The following is a 23610-nucleotide window of genomic DNA, read 5'->3' on the forward strand; positions in this document are numbered from 1 at the left end:
AACTGTCCCGCCGTGCCGCCCGCGCCGCGGAAACCGAATAGGACGGCAGACCACATGCCGACGTGCCCGGCGGATCGGCCCCATCCCGGCGCGGAGACAACAGAACTGGCCTGTGCTGTCAGATGTGCTCACCTCTCGTGTGCTGGACGACCAAGACCGCGATCTCTGTGCGCGAGGAGAGCCCCAATTTGGCCAGAGTGTGTTCCACGTGCCCGTCCACCGTCCGCGGCGAGATCGCGAGTCGGCCGGCAATGTCCTTGTTGGTCAGGCCATCGGCGATCAGATCGGCAACCTGAAGTTCGCGTTCGGTCAGACTGGCCAGGTGCCGAACGGCCGGGGCCTCCTCGGGTGATTGCTCTCCCAGGGCAAAGGCGATCGCGCCACTGAAGTCCAACGCGCCGCCCTCGCGGTAGGCAGCCTCGAACTCGTGCACGCCGAGTGCCCGACTGATATCGCGCGTGAACAAGTCCGGATTGGCAATGAGGTCGGGGAAGCGCAAGGTGACGGTGCCCACGGTTCGGCCAAGCGCGTCAGAGGCTCCCATCAGGACGGCGGCCCGCCGCGCGTCGTGTTGCTCGCCGGCTATCGAGGCCAGCGCCTGCAGGCATATCACCGCCGAAACCGGGTCGTCTGCCAGTCGGATGAACCGAAGCGACTCCTCGAGACAGTGCACCGCACGGTCGTTGTCTCCCTGACCTCGCGCGGTAAGTGCGATCGACCACAGCGCATACGACCGATACACCGTCTCGCCGTGCGCCCGCGTGATGGCAAGCATCTCCTCATGACAGGCGAGTGCCTCTGCGATCTGTCCGCGCGCCTGGCGGGACAAACCGAGTAGCAACAGCGCCTCGACCAGTCGCTTGAACTCCCCGCGTGCCCGGGAATCCTCGACGGCCTCTTCCAGGGGTCTCAGATCTTGATCGACATCACCGCGGTGGAGCGCGACGTACCCGTCGCTGATCGCGACGAAGACATGCCAGAGCGGGTCTTCCTGCCGCGCATCGAGAGCGCGGCCCTCCTCGATCCGAGCGGTCGCCGCCGCCAGGTCACCTTGGGTCGCGGCGATCACGGCGACGGCGTATAGCGCCTTGGCTCGGTCCGCGGAGGACTTGTCGGATGTTCGTGCCAGGGCTCGGTCGAGCCATCGGCGTCCCTCGCTGAGGAGGCCGCGGGATACCCAGAATTGGTTCATGGCCGCGGCGATCCGGAGCACGCTCTCGCCGGACCCGGACAGGCTGAACTCGAGCGCCTCGCGCACATTCGGCAGGTCCCGGGCGAGGCGCGCGGTCCACTCGAGTTGATTCGGGCTCATCCACGCGTCGTCGGCGTCGAGCGCCAACTGCAGGTACCAGTCGTGATGTCGCCGGCGCAGGGCCAGTTGCTGGCCGGTGTGGTCGAGCTTGTCGCGGCCGAAGTCCCGCACGGTGTCCAGCAATCGGAAGCGGACCCCACCACTCGATTGCTCACGGAACAGGATCGACTTGTCCACCAGAGAGGCCAAGGTGTCGACCAGGTCCTGATCGGCCTCCTCATCGGCGCACACGGCCTCGGCGGCCTCGAGGTCGAGACTGCCCGCGAACACCGACAGCCGAGCCCACAGTTGTTGTTCGGCGGGTGTGCACAGGTCGTAACTCCAGCCGATGCACATTTGCAGTGTCTGCTGCCTGCTCGGAGCGTTCCGGCGGCCGCGGGTCAGCAGGGTGTATCGGTCGGTGAGCCGCTGGAGGATCTGCTCGGGTGAAAGCACTCTCAGCCGCGCCACCGCCAGCTCGATCGCCAACGGTAGCCCCTCCAGTCGCGCGCAGATCTGTGCGACGGTGTTGATGTTGTCGCCGGTGAGCTCGAAATCCGGGAGCGCCAGCGAAGCCCGTTCGGCGAACAGTGACACGGCATCGAAATGAGTCGACTTCTGAAGCGAGAGCGGGTGGTCGGCCGGTGGTGTCGTCAGGGGGGAAACCCGGATCACGGATTCGCCGCCGATGTTGAGTGGTTCCCTGCTGGTGACGAGGATGCGGAGCTTCGGGCAGGTGGTCAACAGTGTCTTGGCGAGCTCGGTCACGGCCTCGATCAGCTGTTCGCAGTTGTCGAGCACCAGCAGTCCCGTGCTCGGGTACAGGACCTCGACAAGCACCTCGAGCAGGGGGCGGGCCGAGCGGTTCTGCACCCCGACGCCGGCGGCGACCAGCTCGACCACCAACGTCGGATCGCGCAGCTCGCCGAGTTCGACCAGCCACACCCCATCGGGATAGGCCCTTCGCTCCGCCTCGGCCGCACTAATGGCGAGCCTGGTTTTGCCGACCCCCCCGATGCCGGACAACGTCACCAGACGAGAGGCCGACAGGGCTCTGCGTACCTCGGACAGTTCGGCTTTGCGGCCGACGAAGCTGGTCAGCTCCATCGGCAGAGTTGCCACGCTCACCGGAGACCCGTTTCGGCAGGAACCAAATTGACGAGCACTCACCAATTATCGACCACCGGTCAAGAAGATGCTGCGGGTTGCCAACTACGGTGACCGTTCACACCAGGTGTGAATCGTCATCGCAGTTGTCATATCCCGGCGCCCTGACCTGCGATGTGACAACTACCGTGACGACATCCGGCCGCGATCGTGGTCAAGATAGTTGGCAATTGTTCACGGTCGTTCGTTAGCTGAACCATGCCCGGCAGTGGACTACCCGAACTGTCCTGCCGTTCGTGAATGGCCGCCCCGGAGTTCGCGAAGGTCGGTGGCGCCCGGGCCGCGTCGGTGACCTAGGTGTCCGGTATCGGCGGTCAACCTTGTGTCGCACACGAGCATGATCAGCACGAATACGGCGTGCGCGCTGGGCTTCTCGTCGAGCCGGCGGTCGCGCCCCGCCTCCAGCGGGACTCGTGCTCATCCCAAGCGTGCTCATTACGGTGGTCACTGCGATTGTCTGGCTCGGTACACGGGCGAAGTGGCGCCCTCGCACACCACGCCAACCTATAGATTGTAGCTAGAAAGCTAATCTATGTAGGGTGAGTGCATGCCCCGCGCCCAACTCTCCTCTCAGGCCCTGTTCGCGATCGCCGCTGACATCGCAGACCGCGAAGGCTTCGACGCGGTGACCGTCTCGGCGGTCGCCCGCCAAGCCGGCGTTCGGCCCGCGAGTATCTACTCGCACATCCGGGACAGGGACGCTCTGCTGGACGGCCTGCAACAGCTCGCCCTGCGTGAACTCGCCGCGCGCGTCGGTGACGCCATCGCCGGACGTGCGGGGCGCGAGGCGCTGATCGGACTCGTAGAGGCGCATCGCTCCTACGCGAGTGAGCGACCCGGTGCCTGGGCGTCCCTTCAGCGTCCCGCGTCGGCCGACACCGTGGGATCGCCCGAAGCGGGACGTATCGCGTCCCTCATGCTCGCCGTCATTCGCGACTATCGGCTACCGGATGAGGAACTGGTCCACGCAGCACGATTTGTCGGCGCGACAGTCAACGGCTTTCTCGCTCTCACCCGAGCTGAAGCGTTCGAGCACCGCGACCCCGCAACGGAACTGTCCTGGGTGGCTGCGATCGACGCGGTCGATCGCGCCCTGAATACCTGGCCCACGGAAGGAGACCTCCCTTGATCTCGACGCTGTTCACTGCTGACATTGTCCGTGGTGTCGCCGAGCTGACCAGGACACCCCGCGGTGTCGCGCTGCACCGGCTCCCCGCGTGGGTACGGGAGCAGTTCCCGGATTCGCAACTGCTCGCGATGGAGGCTCAGTCTTCCGGTGCCCGCCTGCAATTCGAGACGGAGGCCACTCGCCTCGAGCTCGTCACACACTCGACCCGCGTCGCCTATCGTGGCGCCGACCGTCCGCGCGGCCGCATCGACGTGTTCGTCGACGGTGTCCTCCACACCCGTGACGCGCTGGTGGGCGGTGACCGCATCGAGATCGACCTGCAGACCTGGGAGTCCAGTGCGCACGGCGGGCCCTCACACACCACCACGGTGGTCGGCCTCGCTGCCGGCCGCAAGCGCATCGAGGTGTGGCTCCCTCACAACGAGGCGCTCGAGCTGGCCGAGCTCCGCTCCGACGCTCCGGTCAACGCCGACGTGAGTCCCCGGCCACTGTGGGTGCATCACGGCAGCTCCATCAGTCATGGATCGAACGCGCTCGCTCCCAGCGAGATCTGGCCGAGCGTCGCTGCCCGCGCGGCTGATGTGGAGCTTCGCAACCTCGGTCTCGGCGGCAGCGCCATGGTGGACCAGTTCCTGGCTCGCGTCATCCGCGATGCGCCCGCCGACGCCATCAGCGTCAAACTTGGCATCAACGTCGTGAACCTTGACGCGATGCGCCTGCGCGCGTTCGTTCCGGCGGTGAACGGATTCCTCGACACCATCCGCGACGGGCATCCCAATACACCGATCCTGCTCGTCTCCCCGATCTTCTGCGCTATCCACGAGAACACGCCCGGTCCTGGTGCATTTGATCCGGCCACGCTGGGCACTGACAACGTGCAGTTCGTCGCGACCGGAACTCCGGGTGATACGGCCCAGGGCCGCCTCACCCTCGAGGTCATCCGCGACGCCCTGCGCTCGCTCGTCGAACGTCGCGCGGCCGACGCGAATCTCCACTATCTCGACGGCACCGAGCTCTATGGCCCGGAGGACGCGGAGCGTCTCCCGCTGCCCGACGGCCTCCATCCCAGTACGGAGGCGCACCAGCTGATCGGCCGACGGTTCGCCGACTACGCATTTGCTGGGTCGGCGCCGTTCAGTGCTTCGCGAGCTGCCTGAGAGCCGCGCCACGCCACTGTGCGGGAATCAACTGCAATCACGCGAGGAGAGCGCTGACTGCGTCGTTCAGAAGGGCTGGCCGAACCTCCGCAATCCGACGAAGGATGGGGCGGCTGCACGAGTAGGTGACAGGTCGGGTCCGGCTCGCGAGTGGCAGTGCCGTCCAGCTCGCCGCTCGGCTCGTCCGAGTCGATGCCGTTGGCCAACTATCCTGACCAATGGCCAACAATGTTGACGAACTGGCCAACTAGGGTGACGAATGGCCAACTACGGTGACCGTTCACAGGGGGCTTGCGGGGCGCTGCTACAGTGGCGCCCATGCAGCGCGCATATTTCTGGTTTAGCAGGCTGGCCCCGGGTGGGCCGGTCGGCGTAACCACGCGCTGACTTCCTCCACCCCGAGCCGATATCGACCGGCTCGCGGGTGTGCACGCACTCTCCTGGGTCGGCCTGAACGAACAGGACCCCCATGACCCTCACCATCGACACCGATGTGCTCGGCCTCGACGACCAGCGCACCGTCTCGATCAGTCCGTTGGCCGCGCCTGCCGAACTGCGCCGCGAATACGCCGTCGACCCCGCCGTCGCCGCGACGGTGCGCGGCGGCCGGGACGCGACAGTGAACATCCTCGACGGCCGCGACGACCGCCTCATCGTGGTGGTCGGGCCGTGCTCCGTGCACGACACGGACGCCGCGATGGACTACGCGCGCCGACTCGCGGCGAAGGCCGAGCAGCACCGCGACAACCTGCACATCGTGATGCGGGTGTACTTCGAGAAGCCGCGCACCACGCTCGGATGGAAGGGTCTGGTCAACGACCCGCACCTCGACGGCAGCTTCGACATCAACACCGGCCTGCGGATGGGACGCAAACTGCTGCTGGACATCTCGTCGCTCGGCCTGCCGGTCGGCTGCGAGTTCCTGGACCCGATCACGCCGCAGTACATCGCGGATCTGGTCAGCTACGGCGCGATCGGCGCCAGGACCGCCGCGAGCCAGGTGCACCGCCAGCTCTGCAGCGCGCTGTCCATGCCGGTCGGGATCAAGAACTCGACCGAGGGCGACGTGCAGGTGGCGGTCGACGGGACCAGGGCTGCGGCGGCGAGCCACGTGTTCCCCGGCACCGACCTCAACGGGCTGTCCGCGCTGATCCGCACCGCGGGGAACCCGGATTGCCACGTCATCCTGCGCGGCGGCAACGACGGCCCGAACTACGACGCCGCGACCGTCGCCGACACCATGGCGCGACTGGCGAAGTCGGGCCTGCCCGAGCGGGTCGTCATCGACGCCAGCCACGGCAACAGCCGCAAGGACCACAACAAGCAGGTCGACGTGGTCACCGATGTCGCGGCACGGATCGAGGCAGGCGAGCCGGGCATCTCGGGACTGATGCTGGAGAGCTTCCTCGTCGCGGGCCGTCAGGACCTGACCCTCGGGCGGGCGGACGAGCTCACCTACGGGCAGTCGATCACGGACGCCTGCCTGGACTGGGACACCACCGACGCCCAGCTGGACCGGCTCGCGAGCGCGGTCAGCGCACGCCGCGCGTCCGGAACTGCACGCTGATCCGCGGCCCGATGGGGCGGGTGCTCTTGGGGACCGCGTGTTCCCAGGTCCGCTGGCAGGACCCGCCCATGACCAGCAGGTCGCCGTGGCCGAGCGAGTATCGAAGGGAGGCTCCGCCACCGCGGGGCCGCAGGGCCAGAGTCCTGGCGGCGCCGAGGGAGACGATCGCGACCATCGTGTCCTCGGTGCCGCCGCGGCCGATGGTGTCGCCGTGCCAGGCGACACTGTCGGCGCCGTCGCGGTAGTAGCAGAGGCCGGCGGTGGCGAACGGCTCGCCGAGTTCGCGTCGGTAGTGCGCGTCGAGGGCCATCTTGGCCTCGGTGAGCAGGGGGTCGGGGAGGGTGGCGTCCTCGGCGTAGAAGCTCACCAGCCGCGGGACGTCGACGACCCGGTCGTACATCTGCCTGCGCTCGGCCCGCCACGGGACCGTGTCGACGAGATCGGTGAACAGTCGCTCCGATCCCTGCAGCCAGCCCGGTCGCACGTCGATCCAGGCGCCCGCCGTCAGGTCCCGCCTGCGGACGCAGTCGCCCAGCGGCTCGAACCGAGCGCCCTCGGTCGGGTCGTCGAACAGCGACGCCTGCACCGCGATGTCCACGGGCGGAATTCTACGCCGAGATCGAACAATTGTTCTAGCGCCGTGCTGCTATTCGGCGGTGAGCTCCGCGAGCTGCTCGGCCGCGGTGGTGTTGCCCCGCTCGGCAAGGCGTCGCAGCTCGTCCAGGTCGTCCCGTTCGGTGGCGAGTTCGATGAGCTGGTCGGCGGCATCGGAGTTCCCGCCGTCGGCCAGGTGCCGGAGCTGGTCCATGTCGCCCAGTTCGCCGGCGAGCTGGATCAGCTCGTCTGTCGCGTCGGAGTTCCCGCCGTCGGCGAGGCGCCGCAGCTCGTCCATGTCGCCGAGTTCCACGGCGAGCTGGACCAGCTCGTCGAGGGCGGTCGCGTCGCCGTTCTCGGCGCGCTGCCGCAGCGTGGGCAGGTCGTGGTCGGGCATGATCGGCAACCTCTCAGTTGTGGGGAGCGGGAAGTGCTCCCGATCGGCGGAGTTCGTCGCGATGCGTGTGCCATTCGTCGCGCAGGGCCGGCAGCCGCTCGCTGAGGAACTCGGCAAGGGCGACCATCTCCTCGAGTGGTGCGCGACGTTCGGGCGGGGCGTCGGCCAGCAGCGCCAGTCCCTCCCGGAACAGTGCCGCGTGTTCGCGGTGGACCGCGGAATCGAAGTTCTGGGGTTGCCGGCTCACGGGGTCCAGGCTCACCCGGTCCACCCGCTCGCCCGCGACACGGGTCCGCCGCGCCAACTGATAGCCCTCGAGCAGCTTGACGGCACCGGTCACGGCGCTCCGGCTCGCCAGCAAGGCGTCGCCCAGCTCGTCGATCGTCGGCTGCGGCGGATCGCAGACGAACAGGTATCCCAGTAGTCGTCCCGCCATCGGCGGGAACCCGTACTGACGCGCGTAGAAGCGGCCGACGTGGTCGGCGAAGATCAGCTGCGTGTCGTGTGGCACCCCTCGACGGTAACAGCTTTGACTGAGATGACACAGATATGTGTCATTTGGACTGGAAGTCCAGTGGTGCTCAACTGGCCCGCGACAGCGGTGCGCGGACCGTGCGAACCTCATCGCCATGATCACCGGCGCAGCAGTTCTCGGGGTCTCGGCGGTCGCGCTCGGAATGGTGCTCACCCCGGGACCGAACATGATGTACCTCGTCTCCCGCAGCGTCACCCAGGGCCGACGCGCCGGACTGATCTCGCTCGGCGGCGTCGCCGTCGGTTTCGGCTGCTACCTGGCGGCCGCGACGGCGGGGATCTCGGCGGTTTTCGTCGCGGTGCCGCAGCTCTACCTCGCGGTGAAGCTCGCGGGCGCGGGCTATCTGGGGTGGCTGGCCTGGCAGGCGCTCCGGCCGGGCGGGGCCTCGGTGTTCTCTCCCCGGCGGTTGCCTGCCGATTCCGCCACGCGCCTTTTCACGATGGGGCTGGTCACGAACCTGCTCAACCCGAAGATCGCCATCATGTACCTGGCGCTGATCCCGCAGTTCATCGATCCGGCGGCGGGGCGGGTCTGGGCCCAGAGTCTCGGTCTCGGCGGCGTGCAGATCGCGGTCGCGCTGACCGTCAATGCTGCGATAGTCGTTGTGGCCGGCACTATTTCGACGGTCCTCGACGCCAGGCCCGGCTGGTTGAGGGTGCAACGCTACGTGATGGGATCGGTCCTCGGCGGGCTGGCCGTCACCCTCGCCCTCGACAGGTCCCGGCCTGCGGTCGCCTGACCGGCGGCGATGCGCCCCGGATTCCTTCGTCCGTTGATGGTCGGCGGGGCTTCCTGCTGCCTATGATCGACACAGCGGTAGCCGAGCGCGGATGGATCGGGGTGTCCAGATGCAAATAGCGGATGTGTTGCGGAACAAGGGCCAGGCGGTGGCGACGGTCGGGCCGGGGATCACGGTCAGCGTGCTGATCGGCGAACTCGCCAGGCACAACGTGGGCGCCCTCGTCGTGGTCGAGAACGACGAGGTGGTCGGCATCGTGACCGAGCGCGACGTGGTGCGTCGCATCCACGAGCGCGGCGCCGAGCTGCTGAACGACCGGGTCGGGGACATCATGACCACGGCGGTGTTCGCCTGCCTGCCGACCGACAGCGTCGACAGCCTCGCCGAGACCATGACCGAGCGCCGGATCCGGCACCTGCCCGTGATCGTGGACGGTCAGCTGGTCGGCATCGTCAGCATCGGCGACGTGGTGAAGAGCCGGATCGGCGAGCTGCAGGGTGAACGCGACCAACTCGAGGCCTACATCGAACACGGCTGAAGGGAGCCGACCATGGCGGAGACCATGCGCGCCGCACGATTCCATGCCGACTCCAAAAAGACTGTGGTGGAGGATGTCCCGATACCCGAGCCGGGTCCGGGGGAGGTGCTCGTCAAGGTCGAGTACTGCGGGATCTGCCACTCCGACCTGAGTCTGATCAACGGAACCTTCCCTGCGATGCTGCCGGTCGTCACCCAGGGCCACGAGTCCTCCGGCACCATCGCGGAACTCGGTGCGGGAGTGGCGGGCTGGGCGGTGGGCGACCGGGTCATCCCGTCCGCAGGCAAAGCCTGCCTCCGGTGCCGCAACTGCAGGCGCGGGGATCTCACCAACTGCTTGAACATCCAGCTGATGGCGTTCGCCTACGACGGCGCCTGGGCCGAGTACACGGTGGCGCAGGCAGGCGGGTTGACCCGGATCCCCGACAACGTCCCCTTCGATCAGGCGGCGATCCTGGCCGACGCGGTGTCCACGCCCTACGGCGCCGTCGTGCGCACCGGGGAGGTCAGGGTCGGCGAGGCCGTCGGGGTGTGGGGCGTCGGCGGGATCGGTACCCACATCGTGCAGCTCGCGCGCCTGGTCGGTGCGGTCCCGATCCTCGCGTTCGACATCAACCAGGTGGTCCGGGAGCGGGCCCTCGAACTCGGCGCGGACTACGCCTTCGACTCCCGGGATCCGGAACTGAAGGCGAAGGTCGCCGATGCCACCGGCGGCAGGATGCTCGACGTCGCCTTCGATTCGGCGGGTCTCGCGGTCACGTTCTCCCAGGCGCTGGACTGCCTCGCCGTCGGCGGCAGGCTCATCGTGGTCGGGCTGAGCGACCAGGAGGCGCTACTCGGCACCACCACCGCCTTCGGGCTGTCGAAGAAGCAGGTCAAGGGCCATCTCGGCTACAAGAACGTCGACATCGAGACCCTGGCGGAACTGCTCTCCCGCGGTCGTCTCGATGTCTCGCGCTCGATCAGCGAGATCGTCTCGCTGGAGGACGTCCTGGTCGGCATCGAGAAGCTGGACAGGCACGAGGGCGATCCGATCAGGATCCTGGTCAGGCCATGAGTTCCCGGACGCTGTCGGTCCCCGGTCGTACTGTCGCGACATGGGATACGAATTTCAGGTGACAGTGGACGCCGCCGACCCACACACCCAGGCCAAGTGGTGGGCGGAGACACTCGGTTGGCGGGTCGAGCCGAGCGACGAGGACTTCATCCGGCGGATGGTCGCGGCCGGGCACGCCACCGAGGAGGACACTCAGGTCTTCGAGGGCACCCTGGTCTGGAAGCTGGGCGCTGCGATCAGCGACCCCGAGCACCAGGAACGCCCTCGGGTGCTGTTCCAGGCGGTGCCCGAGACGAAGTCGGTGAAGAACCGGCTGCATTTCGACGTCCGGGTCGGCGAGGACAAGCAGGCGGTGGCCGATGCCCTCGTCGCCCGTGGCGCGACGTTTCTGCATCGCGGGCAGGTGGGTCCGCAGTGGTGGATCACGATGGCCGACCCCGAGGGCAACGAGTTCTGCGTCAGCTGAGCGCCTGCCCGGCGGCTAGCGGTAGGCGCCAGGGGTCTCCCCGGTCCACCGTTTGAAGGCGCGCCGGAACGCACTGGGCTCGGAGAACCCCAGCCGCGCGGACAGGTCGTCGACTGACTCGCCACGGCCGAGTCCGGAGATGGCCGCGTCGCGGAGCACCTCCTCCCGGAGCTGATTGAGCGAGGTGCCCTCCTGGCGCAGCAGCCGGCGCAGGTGCGGGACGCTGATCGAGAGCATCTCCGCGATGTCGTCGGCCGTGGAGGTGCGGCCCTTGACGCCGGACTCGAGGACCTTGCGGACCTGCGCGGAGGCCGTGCTGTCGTAATCCCGTTCGGAGAAAAGCAGATTCGGAGACTCGCGCAGGTAATCCTCCAGCGTCTCCTCGGTCTGGATGATCGGCGCACGCATCACGCCGTTGTCGAATTCGAGTGCGGCCATGTCGGCGCCGAAGGTGACCTTGACACCGAAGATGACGTCGTAATTCCTGGCCAGTGACGGATCCGGAGCCGGATACGGCACTTCCACCGAGATCAGCTTGACCCGCCTGCCGACCAGCCAGGCCGCGAACCGGTGCAGGAGTATCAGCTCGAAGTCGGTGAGCAGTCGGTCGGCGGCGTCCGCGGTCGCGGCGGGCAGCGCTTCGTCGCGCCGGGGGATCATCACCTGGAGTCGGGTGGTCGACTCGCCGGTCCGGATCCGCAATTGCGGCGGCCCAGGGAGTGCCCGCATCACGTCGGCCATCCGCTCGAGGGCGCTGCCGAGATCGGGGGTGTGGATCAGCGACAGGCAGACCAGCTTGAAGGTGCCGCGCGGCACCGGAGCGGCGCCGAGGCCGAACAGTTCGTCGCCGGTCAGTTGCCAGGCCGCCTGGGTGAACAGCGTCAGCTGGTCGGCGGTCAACCGCGCGTTCTCGTCGCGCAGCATGGGCAGGGTGATGCCCGCGGCCGCAAGGGGGATGGACATGTCGAACCCGCCGCTCGCCGCCAAGGCGGCGGCCCTGCGCACGAAGTCCGCGGGAATGGTGCGCTGACTCATCGCCGCGTCACCACCGCCCAGCCAGCCCCATGAGGCGCTCGGCGGCCTCGGCGAGCACCTCGTCGCGCTTACAGAATGCGAAGCGCACCACGTGATTCCACGGCGCCTTGTGGTCCGCGAAGACGCTCACCGGCACCGCGGCCACCCCGATCCGCTCCGGCAGCGCGCGGCAGAACGCCTCGCCGTCGGTGGTGCCGAACGGGGTGATGTCCGCACACACGAAGTAGGTGCCTCCGCTCGCGTGCACCCCGAACCCCGCCTCGCGCAGGGCCCCGCTGAGCACGTCCCGCTTGTGCTGCAGGTCTTCTCGCATACCGGTCACCCAGGCCTGCTCGTGGGTCAGCGCGTGCGCGACCGCGGGCTGGAACGGGCCGCCCGCGACGAAGGTCAGGAACTGCTTGGCCGAGCGGACCGCGTCCACCAGCTCGGCGGGGCCGCACACCCAGCCCGTCTTCCATCCGGTGACGCTGAAGGTCTTGCCCGCGCTCGACACGGTGATCGTCCGGTCCGCCATTCCCGGCAGCGCCGCCAGGGGGGTGTGAGTGCGCCCGTCGAAGACCAGGTGCTCGTACACCTCGTCGCTCAGCACCAGCAGGTCGCGCTCGACGGCGAGCTCGGCGACGGCCCGCAGTTCCGCGTCCGTGAACACCGTGCCGGTCGGGTTGTGCGGGGTGTTGAGCACCAGCATCCGGGTGTTCGGGCCGACCGCGCCGCGCACCGCATCGAGGTCGAGGGCGAAGCCGTCGCCGTCCGGGACCAGGGACACGGACCGGCGCACACCGCCTGCGAGGGCGACGGCCGCGGCGTACGAGTCGTAGTACGGCTCGATGAGCACCACCTCCTGGCCCGGTTCGACCAGCCCGAGCAGTGTCGCGCTGATCGCCTCGGTGGCGCCGACCGTCACCAGCACCTCGGTGTCCGGGTCGTACTCCAGGCCGTATCGGGCCGCGCGGTCGGCGGCGATGGCCTCGCGCAGAACGGGCATCCCCGGACCCGGCGGGTACTGGTTGAGACCGTCGGCGATCGCGGATCTGGCGACCTCGAGCATCGCGTTCGGGCCGTCCGTGTCGGGAAAGCCCTGGCCCAGGTTGATCGCGCCCGTGCGCACGGCGAGCGCTGTCATCTCCGCGAAGATGGTGGAGCTGAACGGTTGCAGGCGCGAGACCGTCTGCGAGTGGCGTGCTGCGGGCATCGTCACAGCCTATTCGCCGTCCGGGCGGGTTCGGACCGCATGGTCGACGAACTGCAGGCGCCCCGACTCGGCAAACCGCAGCAGGGCGTGGCCGGACCGTTCTACCGTCGATACATGAGCGCCGCGATCGAGATCTCGGACCTGGTCAAGACCTTCGGCCGGACGCGGGCCCTGGACGGCCTCGAGCTCCAGGTGCGCACCGGGGAGGTGCACGGCTTCCTCGGCCCCAACGGGTCGGGCAAGTCCACCACCATCCGGGTGCTGCTCGGCCTGCTCCGCGCCGACAGGGGCGACGTGCGACTGCTCGGCGGCGACCCCTGGCGCGAGGCGGCCGGACTCCACAAGCGTCTCGCCTACGTCCCCGGCGACGTGAACCTGTGGCCGAACCTCTCCGGCGGCGAGGTGATCGACCTGCTCGGACGGTTGCGCGGCGGCCTCGACGAGCGACGCCGGGCCGAGCTGCTCGAGCGGTTCGACCTGGACCCGACCAAGAAGGGCCGGACCTACTCCAAGGGCAATCGGCAGAAGGTGGCGCTCGTCGCGGCCCTGTCCTCCGACGTGGAACTGCTGATCCTCGACGAGCCCACCTCAGGGTTGGACCCGCTCATGGAGGCGGTGTTCCAGGAGTGCATCGCCGAGGTCACGGGGCAGGGGCGCACGGTGCTGCTGTCGAGCCACATCCTCGCCCAGGTGGAGGCCCTGTGCGACCGACTCACGATCATCCGGCTCGGGAGGTCGATCGAGACCGGCAGCATGGCCGACCTGCGGCACCTCACCCGTACCTCCATCGCCTGCGAGACCAGGAGCCCGGCGACCGGTCTGACCGAGCTGGCCGGCGTGCACGACCTGGTGGTGGAGGGGACCAGGGCCCGGTTCCAGGTGGACACGGGCGAATTGGACGAGGCGATCACTCACCTCACCCGGTTCGGCATCCGCACCCTCACCAGTCAGCCGCCGACCCTGGAGGAGTTGTTCCTGCGGCACTACGGCGACGAGCTCGCGGCGGCAGGGGTGGACGAATCGTGACCACGCTGGCCGGCACCGCGACACTGACCCGGTTCGGTTTCCGGCGCGAGAGGTTCGCGCTGGTCCTGTGGGCCCTCGCGGGCGCCGTCGTCTACTACTCGCAGGCCGTCGGGGTGGACATCGCGTATCCGACCCAGCCGGAGCTCGATGCGGTCGCTGCCAGCATGGAGGGCAACGCGGCCATGATCGCCATGGCCGGCCCGCCGCGCGCCCTCGACACGATCGGGGGCCAGGTGGCCTTCCAGGCCAGCGCTTTCGGGATGATCGTCGCGGGCCTGATGAGCATGTTCGTGATCGGACGGCACACCCGCGCCAACGAGGAGACCGGCCGCGACGAGCTGATCCGGTCCTCCGTCGTCGGGCGCCATGCGCCCTTCGCCGCGGCGGCGATCATCGCGACGGTGGCGAACGTGCTCTACGGCGCGGTGGTCGCGCTGAGCCTGATCTCCTACGGTCTGGCCGCAGCGGGATCAATTGCCCTCGGCATCGGCGCCACCTGCGCGGGCCTGGTGTTCGCGGCGGTCGCCCTGCTGGCAGCGCAGATCACCGAGAACACCCGGACGGTCTACGGCATCACCGGGGCCGCGATCGGCGCGGCCTACGTGCTGCGCGCGGTCGGCGACGTCGGAAGCGGTGCGCTGTCGTGGCTCTCGCCGCTGGGCTGGGGCCAGGCGATGCGGCCGTACGACGGCGAGATCTGGTGGCCCGCGCTGCTGTCGCTCGCCGTCGCCGTGGCCGTCGGCCTCACCGCGCTCCGCGTGTTGGACCACCGTGACGTCGGCGCGGGAGTGTTCCCCCCGCGGCCGGGCCCGGCCCGCGCTCCGCAGGGGTTGCTCGGTGAGTTCGGGCTCGCCTGGCGGCTGCAGCGCGGCACGCTTGTCGGTTGGTCGGTCGGGTTGTTCCTCGGCGGAGTGGCGTTCGGCACGATCGGCAATGACGTCGGTGACCTGCTCGGCGATGTCGACATCGGCGAGTTGCTGGGGCAAGAGAGCGCGAGCATGGTCGACGCGTTCTACGCGATGGCCGCCGCGATGCTGGCCATGATCGGGTCCGCGTACACGATCTCCTCCGCGCTCAGGCCGCGTGCGGAGGAGGCGGCCGGGCATCTCGAGCCGCTGCTCTCCACGGCGCTGACCCGGATCCGCTGGATCGCGGGCCACGCGGTGATCACGCTGGCCGGTTCGGCCCTGGTGCTGGCGCTCGCCGGTCTCGGGATGGGACTGATGTACGGGATCATCGCCGACGACATGGCGCAGGTGCCGCGGATGCTCGGCGCGACCCTCGTCTACCTGCCTGCGGCCTGGGTACTGGGCGGGCTCACCCTGCTCCTGTTCGGCCTCCTGCCGCGGCTCGCCTCCGCCGCCTGGATCGGCTTGGCCTTCTGCTTCTTCGTCCTGATGTTCGGGACGACGCTGAAGTTCCCGGACCGGCTGATGAGCGTCTCGCCGTTCGAGAACCTGCCGTTGGTGCCCGCGGTGGACTTCCGGTTGGAGCCGCTGCTGGTCACCACAGTGGTCGCGGGCACGCTGTGTCTGCTGGGGACGGCGGCCTTCCGGCGGCGCGATCTGCAGACGAACTGAGGGTTGTCACGTTTTCCTGCGCTGTCTCGTCCAAGGGGTAGGCGGCTCGAACGGTCGCCGCAATGGGAACAGGAGGGCGTCATGACTCGAATCCAGCCGGTGGCTCCGAAGGATGCCGGACCGCTGATCAAGGTGGCCTACAAGTTCGCAGGCCGCAGGTTCGGCGCGGTGCCCGAACCCTTCACCGTGTTGGCGAATCATCGCAAGCTCTTCGTGGCCTGCGCCCGGCACGAGATGGCGGCGGAGAAGGCCTCCAAGGTGCTGCCCGCGAACGTCCGCGAGCTGGCGGTGTACCGGGTCGCGTGGACCGTCGGGTGCTCCTGGTGCGTGGACTTCGGCACCATGTTGCAGCGCCTCGACGGCCTCGACATCGAGCGGCTCCAGAAGATCGGCGACTACGAGAACTCCCCGCTCTACAGCGAGGACGAGCGCGCGGCGATCGCCTACGCCGACGCGGTGACCGCAACTCCGGGGACCGTGACGGACGAGCAGGTGGCGGACCTGGAACGCCGGTTCGGCAAGGACGGGGTCGTCGAACTGACCTATCAGATCGGGCTCGAGAACATGCGGGCCAGGATGTACTCCGCGCTCGGGATCACCGAGCAGGGGTTCAACTCCGGGGACGCGTGCCGGGTGCCGTGGGCCGATCAGGCGGTTACGGGGCAGCCCGGTCCGGGAGCCTGACGCCCGCGAACTTCTCGGGGTTCGCGATGTCGTAGGCGGCGCTCACCTTGCCGTCGCGGACGGTGAAGCCCCCCACGCGCGACGGGAAGCCCGGGTGGGTCTCGTCCCCGGGCGACCCGTGCGTGTAGAAACCGAGCTGGCCGTTGACCATGGCCGGTTCGAGCGCCAGGAGTGACTGTGGCCCATAGCGATTGATCAGGCCGAGGAAGAAACGGGCGAACTTGTCGGACCCGTGGATGACGTTGACCGCCGTGCGGGTGGTGCCGTTGGCGTCGCCGATCACCAGGGCGTCCGGGTGCAGCGCGTCCAGTACGGCCTGGAGGTCGCCCGCCGCCATCGCGGCCATCAGCCTGCCGACCGCCTCCGCGTGCTCGTCGTCCGGGGTCGGCCGCTCGGCGCCTGCCGCCGCGCGCCGTCCGCGCGAGGCCAGTTGCCGGGTCGCGGCGGTCGAGGTGCCCAGGATCCCGGCGATCTCGTCGAAGGGGACGCCGAACCCGTCGTGTAGCACGAACGCGGTGCGCTGATCCGGGCCTAGGTTGTCGAGCACCACCATCGCCGCCAACCGCACATCCTCCTCGCGCACAACGGCTTCCAGGGGGTCTATCGACCCCGGGGATCCGAGGGGCGTCACGATCGGCTCCGGAAGCCACTGTCCGACATAGCTTTCGCGCCGGACGGCGGCGCTGCGAAGGTGGTCGAGGCAGATTCGGCCGACCACGGTGGTCAACCACGCTCGCAGGTCGCGGACGGAGTCGGGGTCGGTCTCGCTGAGCCGGAGCCAGGCCTCCTGCACGGCGTCCTCGGCGTCGGACACGCTGCCTGTCATCCGATAGCCGACCGACAACAGGTGACGACGGTGGGATTCGAAGGTCTCGGCGAGTGCGACGGTGCCCATGGGTCGATTCTACGAACGAGTTCGACTTAAAACCCCGGTGAACGGAACTGTTCCCGACGGCCGCGGCGTCCGTCATCTTTGACGCACCATCCAGCCACGCCCGACCTGAGGACTCAGACCATGGCATCACCGACGCCCAAGAGACGATCAACGCAGCCACGACCCCTGCGCGCACTCGCGGCCCTCGCCGCGCTTCTGACGATCGGTTCCCTGGTCGGTGCGTGCGCGGGGTCATCCGAGACCGAGCAGACCGCGGACGGCAAGTCCGTGCTGCGCTACCAGGGCGCGGCCGGACAGGTCACCTTCCCGGAATTGGCGGCAGACCTCGGCTACTTCCAGGACATCGAGCTGAAGTGGGTCGGTGACACCACCAGCGGGCCGCAGGACATCCAGTCCGTGGCGACCGGGCAGACGGAGTTCGGCAGCGCCTTCAACGGCGCGATCGTCAAGCTTCGCTCCGCGGGTTCCCAGATCACCTCGGTGGTGAGCTCGTACGGTGCCGATCAGGGCACCTTCACGGGGTACTTCGTGCTCGACGGCGGGCCCATCACCGGTGCGCGGGATCTGATCGGCAAAAAGGTCGGCATGAACACCCTTGGTGCCCACCATGAATTCGTCGTGCGCGAATGGCTGGCCAAGCAGGGGCTCACGCCCGATGAGATCAAGCAGGTCGAGTTGATCGTGGTTCCCCCGATCAACACCGAGCAGGCGCTGCGGGAAGGCCAGATCGACGTCGCCGCACTCGGGAGTGTCTTCCGGGAGACCGCCGTCGGCCGCGGCGGGCTGCGCCCGCTCTTCACGGATTCGGCGATCTTCGGGGACTTCAGCTACGGCACCTATGTCCTGCGTGACGATTTCATCGCCGAGAACCCCGAGGCCGCGAAGGACTTCACGCAGGGCGTGGCACGAGCCGTCCGATGGACCCAGACCACACCGCGGGACCAGGTCGTGGCCAGGTTCAAGGAGATCATCGGCGAACGAGGCCGCAACGAGAACACGAGTTTGACGGACTACTGGCGCAGTCCGGGTATCCCGGTCGCGGGGGCGGTCATCGCCGACCGCGAGCTGCAGACGTGGATCGACTGGCTGGTCAGGAACGGCGAACTGAAGCCGGGCGAGTTGACGGCGGCCGACCTGTTCACCAACGAGTTCAACCCCTACGCGAACGGGGCCTACACCGCCACCAGCGGTGCAGACGGACAGGCGCTGGGGGCAGGAAAATGACCGCAGAACCCAAGCTCCGGCTCGACCGGGTCAGCAAGCACTTCGGCATCCGCGGGTCCGATGACCGGTTCACCGCGATCGAGGACATCAGCATCGACGTCGCCGACGGCGAGTTCCTCGTCCTGGTGGGCCCGAGTGGCTGCGGCAAGTCCACGCTGCTGGATCTTCTCGGCGGCCTGACCACACCGTCGTCCGGGCGGATCCTGCTCGACGGTGAACCGATCACCGGACCCGGCCTCGACCGCGGGATCGTCTTTCAGCAGTACGCGCTGCTGCCGTGGCGGACCGCGCAGCACAACATCGAATTCGGTTTGGAGGCAAAGGGCCTGCCGAAGCGGCAGCGACGGGAGATCGCCGACCACTACCTCGAATTGGTCGGGTTGCAGGGGTTCGGCGACCGGTACCCGCACGAGCTGTCGGGCGGGATGAAACAGCGGGTCGCGATCGCACGGAGCCTGGCCTTCGACCCGGAGGTGCTGCTGATGGACGAGCCGTTCGCGGCGCTCGACGCCCAGACCAGGGAGTCCCTGCAGGACGAGCTGCTGCGGATCTGGCGCACCACCGGCAAGACAATCCTGTTCATCACGCACGGCATCGACGAGGCCGTGTACCTGGGGCAGCGGGTGGCGGTGCTCACCTCGCGGCCGGGTCGCGTGAAGACGGTGGTCGACATCGACATCGACCGCACCTCGGCGGATGTCCGCTCCGACGCGCGATTCCGGGAGTTCCGCCACCACATCTGGAGCCAACTACAGGACGAGGTGGCGCGCGCGCAGCACCAGGAGCTCGAGGTGGCGGCGCCCGCACAGAAGGAGACGGCCCATGTCTAGTGTCGAACTGCTCGCGCCGCCGGTCGCCGCCCGCGGCCAGGTGCCACGCACCGCGCAGGCGGCGTCACGACGTCCGGGGGCTCTCGCCCGCGGCGGCCGCGCGGTCCGCGCCACCGCTTGGCGGGTGCTCAAGCCATCGCTGGCGATCGGCCTGTTCCTCCTGCTGTGGGAGCTGGCCCCACGCCTCGGCCTGGTGGACAAGGTGTTCCTGCCGCCGTTCTCCGTGGTGGCGGGCGCCTTCGGCGACCTGGCCGCCAGCGGAGAGCTGTGGAACCATGCCTCCGCGAGCCTGAGCCGGGCGCTGACCGGGTTCGCGGTCGCCATCGCGATCGCCATCCCGCTGGGCGTCGCCATCGCGTGGTACCGCCCGGTGGCCGAGTTCGTGAATCCGATCCTCGAGCTGCTGCGCAACACGGCCGCGCTCGCGCTGCTGCCGGTCTTCGTGCTGGTGCTCGGCATCGGGGAGACCTCGAAGGTCGCCCTCGTGATCTACGCGAGCACCTTCCCGATCCTGCTGAACACCATCTCGGGAGTCCGGACGGTCGATCCACTGCTGGTCAAGTCCGCCCTGTCGTTGGGCCTCACACCGATCCGGCTGTTCCAGAAAGTGATCCTGCCCGCCGCCGTCCCGACCATCTTCACCGGCATCCGGATGGCGGCGGCATCCTCGATCCTCGTCCTCATCGCCGCCGAGATGGTCGGCGCCAAAGCGGGTTTGGGATATCTGATCACGGCATCGCAGTACAACTTCCAGATCCCGAAGATGTACGCCGGCATCATCGCGATCTCACTTCTCGGTCTCGTCTTCAACGGAATCCTCATCCTCGCCGAGCGCCGCCTGTCCCGCTGGCGCGTCGGTCCGATCTAAGGAGATCATCGCAATGTCTCAGCGTTCCAAGCAGTTTCACCTCAATGCGTTTCTCATGGGCGTCGGGCACCACGAGGCCGCCTGGCGTCATCCGCGCACCGATGCCGACGACGTGCGGTCGGTCGAGCATTTCGCCGAGCTCGGCCGGATCGCCGAACGCGGCAAGCTCGACTCGGTGTTCTTCGCCGACGGGCTCGCGGTCGGCCCTCGCATCAAGCACAACGCGCTGTCCACCTTCGAGCCGGTCACCCTGCTCACCGCGATCGCGGGCGCAACGGAGCACATCGGGTTGATCGCCACCTCCTCGACCACCTACAGCGACCCGTTCACCACGGCCCGCAAATTCGCGTCGCTCGACCACATCAGCGGCGGCAGGGCGGGCTGGAACATCGTCACGAGCGCAGGCGAGGACGAGGCCGCCAACTTCGGCCTCGACGCGATCCCGGATCACCTCGGCAGGTATCAGCGCGCCGAGGAGTTCGTCGAAGCAGCGGTCGCCCTGTGGGACAGCTGGGAGGACGACGCCGTCGTGCTGGACCCCGACACGGGGATCTTCGCCGACCCGGACAAGGTGCACGCGATCGACCACGATGGCGAGCACTTCCGGATCCGTGGCCCGCTGAACTCACCGCGCTCACCGCAGGGCCGCCCCCTGCTGGTGCAGGCGGGCTCGTCCGAGAGTGGGAAGGAGTTCGCGGCGCGGCACGCCGAGGCGGTGTTCACCGCGCAACGCACGCTCGCCCAGGGGCAGGAGTTCTATCGGGATCTCAAGGCCCGGGTGACCGCCCACGGGCGCAACCCGGACGAGTTGAAGGTGCTGCCGGGCATCGTCCCGTTCATCGCCCCGACCGAGGCCGAGGCGAGGGCGCTGGAACGGGAGTTCACCGATCTGATCTCGCCCGACTACGCGCTCCGGCAGCTGTCCGCCATCCTCCGCGTCGACCTCACCGAGCACTCCCTCGACGCGCCCCTGCCGCCGCTGCCGCCCATACACGAGATCCAGGGCAACAAGAGCCGCTACGAGCTGGTCAAGGAGCTGGCCGAATCCGATTCCCTGACCGTGAGGGAGCTCATCGGGTTGCTCGGGGGCGGGCGCGGGCATCGGACCTTCGCGGGCACCCCGGAGCAGATCGCGGACGAGCTCCAGTTGTGGTTCGAGCAGGGGGCCGCCGACGGCTTCAACATCATGCCGCCCTTCCTGCCTGGCGGTCTGACCGATTTCGTCGACCAGGTCGTGCCGATCCTGCAACACCGCGGGCTGTTCCGCACGGACTACACGGCGTCTACCCTGCGCGGGCACTACGGGCTTGCGCATCCGGCCAGCCAGTTCGCGGCGTCGCAGGCCAGGAACAGCGCATGAGCGAAGCCTGATGGGCAGGCCGGCTCCTCGGTAGGATCAGCGCATGCGTTTCGGGATGTTCGTACCGCAGGGTTGGCGTCTGGACCTGGTGGGCATCGACCCGGCCGAGCAGTGGGACGCGATGAAGTCGGTCACGCTGCGGGCCGAGGCCGGACCGTGGGAGTCGGCCTGGGTGTACGACCATTTCCACACGGTGCCCGCACCCACCGACCAGGCCACGCACGAGGCCTGGTCGGTGATGTCCGCGCTCGGCGCGGTGACCTCCACCATCCGGCTCGGGCAGATGTGCACCGCGATCAGCTACCGCAACCCCGCCTACCTGGCCAAGATCGCCGCCACCGCGGACCTCATCTCGGGTGGCCGAATCGAGATGGGCATCGGTGCGGGCTGGTACGAGCACGAATGGCGTGCCTACGGTTACGGATTCCCTTCCGCCGGTGAGCGTTTGGCGCGTCTCGACGAGGGCGTGCAGATCCTGCGACAGGCCTGGAGCACCGGGTCAGCGACCCTGGACGGCAAGCACTATCGGGTCGACGGCGCCATCGTGCGACCGCTGCCGCTGCAGGAGGGCGGCATCCCGCTGTGGATCGCGGGCGGCGGCGAGAAGGTGACTCTCAAGATCGCGGCGAAGTACGCGCAGTACACCAATTTCGACGGCACCCTCGAGGGCTTCACCCAGAAGTCCGCCGTCCTCGAGAAGCACTGCGCGGCGGTCGGCACCGACTTCGACGCGATCGTGCGTTCGGCGAACTACAACGTGGCGATCGGCGCCACCGAGGCGGAGGTCGAGGACCGCCTGGCCGCGACCAAGGCCAGGATGGCGAGATTCGTGGGCGAGGACCTCGCGGAGGCGTCGATGGCGGCGTTCCGCGGGATGCCAGGGGTCGGGACGCCGGAGCAGATCATCGAGAACCTGACCGCGCTGCGCGATCAGGGCCTGAGCTACGGGATCTGTTATTTCCCCGAGGCCGCGTACGACACCTCGGGCATCGAGCTGTTCGAACGCGAGGTGATCCCCGCGCTGGCGGGGACGTGAGGCAGGAGCCGACATGTTCGTGGAATCGCTCAACGACGAGGGTCTGTGGCTGACGCCTCCCGGACCCGGCGACGTCGAGTCCATCGTCAGGTGCTGTCAGGACGAGGCGGTGGGGGAGTGGACCACGCTGCCGGTGCCGTACACCCACGACGACGCGCAACGCTTCGTCGAGCGGGTGGTGCCCGTCGGATGGGCGGACCGCAGCCCCACCTGGGCGATGCGGCACACACCCGCGGGCGCCGTGGTCGGGATGATCGGTCTCGCCTGCCGTGACGACTCGGCCGCGGACATCGGCTTCTGGCTGAACCAGGCGGTCCGTGGCCGCGGCCTGATGGCAAGGGCGGTGAACCTGGTGTGCGACTTCGGTTTCCGTCCGGACGGGATGGCGCTGGAACGGATCGAGTGGCGCGCGTATGTCGGCAACAAGCAGTCCGCTTCTGTGGCGCGGCGGGTGGGCTTCCGATTCGAGGGCACGCTGCGCGCGGGCGGACTCCAGCGCGGGCGCAGGCGCGACGAATGGGTGGCGGGCCTGCTCTACGAGGATCCTCGGGAGCAGGCCGAGGGCTGGCCGGACCTCGGCTAGCGCAGGTCGGCCGGGTCGACGGGGATCTGCTGGTTCTCGGCGCGCGGGACCTGCTCGGCCAGCGGGATCGACTTCGCCAGCAGCTTCCACTCCGCGCCGCTGATCGAGTCCGCCGCCCGCCGGATCACCTTCTGGTCCTTGGTGCCCCAGGCGATCGGCATCGGGCTGACCATCTGCCAGGTGTCCGCGGTGGACTTGTTGCTGCGGTCGGCGAGCACCGCGATCGAGGGCACCCGCTCGCCGACGTTGGTCAGAGAATGCCCAGGCAGCGCCCGGATGTTGCGGGTGACCAGGGCGTAGTGCGGGCGATCCGCGGACGGCTTGGCCACGTCCACCAGCGCCAGCAGCGTGGCCCCGCGGGGCCGGGCCACCGCCACCACGGCGGGCACCAGCGGGCCCTCGGCGTAGAGCTTCTCGACCGAGCCGACCTTCTTCGGGGCCCAGAACGCCACCCACAGCGAGGTCACGGCCAGCAGGGCGACCACAACGCCGACGATGTAGGACCACGGATGAGCCAGGTAGATCAGCCAGGCCGCGAGCCCGGCCAACAACATGGCCGTGACGATGGCCGAGACCCGGAGTCGCCGGACGTCGCCGACCGTCTCGTTGACGGAGTTGGCGTGGGAGTGGTCGACGGGGAACTCGAAGCTGCGCACGGTCC

Annotated in this window: 24 protein-coding genes; 16 read left to right on the forward strand and 8 right to left on the reverse strand. The window is 68.6% G+C overall.

Translation table 11 applies throughout. From position 1 onward, the window contains the following. Nucleotides 1-118: 118 nt before the first annotated feature. The gene (locus C8K38_RS25330; protein ID WP_143548530.1) at nt 119-2419 is read right to left on the reverse strand and encodes an ATP-binding protein; all 2301 of its coding nucleotides are present in this window, start codon (nt 2417-2419) and stop codon (nt 119-121) included. 586 nt (nt 2420-3005) lie between these two features. On the opposite strand from C8K38_RS25330, the gene C8K38_RS25335 reads away from it, so the two are divergent. The 3 genes from C8K38_RS25335 to C8K38_RS25345 all read left to right on the forward strand — a co-directional run bounded on the left by C8K38_RS25335 (nt 3006) and on the right by C8K38_RS25345 (nt 6311). Beyond that, on the forward strand, nt 3006-3587 hold the full coding sequence (locus tag C8K38_RS25335; protein ID WP_097214199.1) for a TetR/AcrR family transcriptional regulator: 582 nt from the start codon (nt 3006-3008) through the stop codon (nt 3585-3587). Beyond that, a complete protein-coding gene (locus C8K38_RS25340) occupies nt 3584-4744 on the forward strand; it encodes a GDSL-type esterase/lipase family protein (RefSeq protein ID WP_097214200.1) in 1161 nt (386 codons plus the stop codon). The genes C8K38_RS25335 and C8K38_RS25340 overlap by 4 nt, the downstream gene beginning before the upstream one ends. A 469-nt stretch (nt 4745-5213) precedes the next feature. Further along, nucleotides 5214-6311 carry a 3-deoxy-7-phosphoheptulonate synthase gene (locus tag C8K38_RS25345; RefSeq protein WP_097214201.1) on the forward strand — a complete coding sequence of 366 codons (1098 nt, stop codon included), beginning with the start codon at nt 5214-5216 and terminating at the stop codon, nt 6309-6311. Here C8K38_RS25345 and C8K38_RS25350 read toward each other — a convergent pair. The 3 genes from C8K38_RS25350 to C8K38_RS25360 are packed head-to-tail and all read right to left on the reverse strand — an operon-like array spanning nt 6277 to nt 7813. Then, nucleotides 6277-6909: an alpha-ketoglutarate-dependent dioxygenase AlkB gene (locus C8K38_RS25350; protein ID WP_097214202.1), complete on the reverse strand. Its 633-nt coding sequence runs from the start codon at nt 6907-6909 to the stop codon at nt 6277-6279. The genes C8K38_RS25345 and C8K38_RS25350 overlap by 35 nt on opposite strands. Nucleotides 6910-6957: 48 nt before the next feature. Continuing rightward, a complete protein-coding gene (locus C8K38_RS27420) occupies nt 6958-7302 on the reverse strand; it encodes a hypothetical protein (protein WP_245221042.1) in 345 nt (114 codons plus the stop codon). Nucleotides 7303-7315: 13 nt separating this feature from the next. Beyond that, entirely contained in the window at nt 7316-7813 is a 498-nt protein-coding gene (locus C8K38_RS25360; RefSeq protein WP_097214203.1) for a GbsR/MarR family transcriptional regulator, read from the reverse strand. A gap of 118 nt (nt 7814-7931) precedes the next feature. On the opposite strand from C8K38_RS25360, the gene C8K38_RS25365 reads away from it, so the two are divergent. From C8K38_RS25365 to C8K38_RS25380, 4 genes are all read left to right on the forward strand, one after another. After that, nucleotides 7932-8576 (forward strand): LysE family translocator, encoded by a 645-nt coding sequence (locus C8K38_RS25365; protein WP_097214204.1) that lies wholly within the window; start codon nt 7932-7934, stop codon nt 8574-8576. Between the two features lie 109 nt (nt 8577-8685). Further along, nucleotides 8686-9114, forward strand: a complete 429-nt coding sequence (locus tag C8K38_RS25370; RefSeq protein ID WP_097214252.1) for a CBS domain-containing protein — start codon at nt 8686-8688, stop codon at nt 9112-9114. 12 nt (nt 9115-9126) lie between these two features. Next, a complete protein-coding gene (locus C8K38_RS25375; protein ID WP_097214205.1) occupies nt 9127-10170 on the forward strand; it encodes a zinc-binding dehydrogenase in 1044 nt (347 codons plus the stop codon). Between the two features lie 40 nt (nt 10171-10210). Beyond that, the gene (locus C8K38_RS25380; protein WP_097214206.1) at nt 10211-10636 is read left to right on the forward strand and encodes a VOC family protein; all 426 of its coding nucleotides are present in this window, start codon (nt 10211-10213) and stop codon (nt 10634-10636) included. A 15-nt stretch (nt 10637-10651) separates the two neighbouring features. Here the strand turns inward: C8K38_RS25380 and C8K38_RS25385 are convergent, their stop codons facing one another. Continuing rightward, entirely contained in the window at nt 10652-11671 is a 1020-nt protein-coding gene (locus C8K38_RS25385; protein WP_097214207.1) for an AraC family transcriptional regulator, read from the reverse strand. A 7-nt stretch (nt 11672-11678) separates the two neighbouring features. Continuing rightward, entirely contained in the window at nt 11679-12863 is a 1185-nt protein-coding gene (locus tag C8K38_RS25390; protein WP_097214253.1) for a pyridoxal phosphate-dependent aminotransferase, read from the reverse strand. Nucleotides 12864-12977: 114 nt separating this feature from the next. Here C8K38_RS25390 and C8K38_RS25395 point away from each other — a divergent pair, with 114 nt between their 5' ends. From C8K38_RS25395 to C8K38_RS25405, 3 genes are all read left to right on the forward strand, one after another. Then, on the forward strand, nt 12978-13889 hold the full coding sequence (locus C8K38_RS25395; protein WP_097214254.1) for an ABC transporter ATP-binding protein: 912 nt from the start codon (nt 12978-12980) through the stop codon (nt 13887-13889). Continuing rightward, on the forward strand, nt 13886-15469 hold the full coding sequence (locus C8K38_RS25400; RefSeq protein WP_097214208.1) for an ABC transporter permease: 1584 nt from the start codon (nt 13886-13888) through the stop codon (nt 15467-15469). The genes C8K38_RS25395 and C8K38_RS25400 overlap by 4 nt, the downstream gene beginning before the upstream one ends. An 81-nt stretch (nt 15470-15550) precedes the next feature. Next, the gene (locus tag C8K38_RS25405) at nt 15551-16153 is read left to right on the forward strand and encodes a carboxymuconolactone decarboxylase family protein (RefSeq protein ID WP_097214209.1); all 603 of its coding nucleotides are present in this window, start codon (nt 15551-15553) and stop codon (nt 16151-16153) included. On the opposite strand, the gene C8K38_RS25410 is transcribed toward C8K38_RS25405, so the two are convergent. Further along, entirely contained in the window at nt 16125-17048 is a 924-nt protein-coding gene (locus C8K38_RS25410) for a sigma-70 family RNA polymerase sigma factor (protein ID WP_097214210.1), read from the reverse strand. The genes C8K38_RS25405 and C8K38_RS25410 overlap by 29 nt on opposite strands. Nucleotides 17049-17168: 120 nt before the next feature. Here C8K38_RS25410 and C8K38_RS25415 point away from each other — a divergent pair, with 120 nt between their 5' ends. From C8K38_RS25415 to C8K38_RS25440, 6 genes are read left to right on the forward strand one after another with little or no spacing between them, the layout of a single operon-like run. Next, nucleotides 17169-18272: an ABC transporter substrate-binding protein gene (locus C8K38_RS25415; protein WP_097214211.1), complete on the forward strand. Its 1104-nt coding sequence runs from the start codon at nt 17169-17171 to the stop codon at nt 18270-18272. Further along, complete coding sequence (locus tag C8K38_RS25420; protein WP_097214212.1) at nt 18269-19102, forward strand: ABC transporter ATP-binding protein; 834 nt, start codon at nt 18269-18271, stop codon at nt 19100-19102. Before C8K38_RS25415 ends, C8K38_RS25420 begins: the two co-directional genes overlap by 4 nt. After that, nucleotides 19095-19970 (forward strand): ABC transporter permease, encoded by an 876-nt coding sequence (locus C8K38_RS25425; protein WP_097214213.1) that lies wholly within the window; start codon nt 19095-19097, stop codon nt 19968-19970. Before C8K38_RS25420 ends, C8K38_RS25425 begins: the two co-directional genes overlap by 8 nt. Before the next feature lie 13 nt (nt 19971-19983). Next, nucleotides 19984-21330 carry an LLM class flavin-dependent oxidoreductase gene (locus C8K38_RS25430; protein ID WP_097214214.1) on the forward strand — a complete coding sequence of 449 codons (1347 nt, stop codon included), beginning with the start codon at nt 19984-19986 and terminating at the stop codon, nt 21328-21330. A 43-nt stretch (nt 21331-21373) separates the two neighbouring features. Beyond that, entirely contained in the window at nt 21374-22366 is a 993-nt protein-coding gene (locus C8K38_RS25435) for an LLM class F420-dependent oxidoreductase (protein ID WP_097214215.1), read from the forward strand. A gap of 13 nt (nt 22367-22379) precedes the next feature. Continuing rightward, nucleotides 22380-22949 (forward strand): GNAT family N-acetyltransferase, encoded by a 570-nt coding sequence (locus C8K38_RS25440; protein ID WP_097214216.1) that lies wholly within the window; start codon nt 22380-22382, stop codon nt 22947-22949. Here the strand turns inward: C8K38_RS25440 and C8K38_RS25445 are convergent. Beyond that, the gene (locus C8K38_RS25445; protein ID WP_097214217.1) at nt 22946-23605 is read right to left on the reverse strand and encodes a DUF3239 domain-containing protein; all 660 of its coding nucleotides are present in this window, start codon (nt 23603-23605) and stop codon (nt 22946-22948) included. The two genes, C8K38_RS25440 and C8K38_RS25445, sit on opposite strands and share 4 nt — an antisense overlap. Nucleotides 23606-23610: the final 5 nt, after the last annotated feature.

The organism is Rhodococcus sp. OK611, from assembly GCF_003050885.1.
Taxonomy (GTDB): domain Bacteria; phylum Actinomycetota; class Actinomycetes; order Mycobacteriales; family Mycobacteriaceae; genus Rhodococcus_G; species Rhodococcus_G oryzae.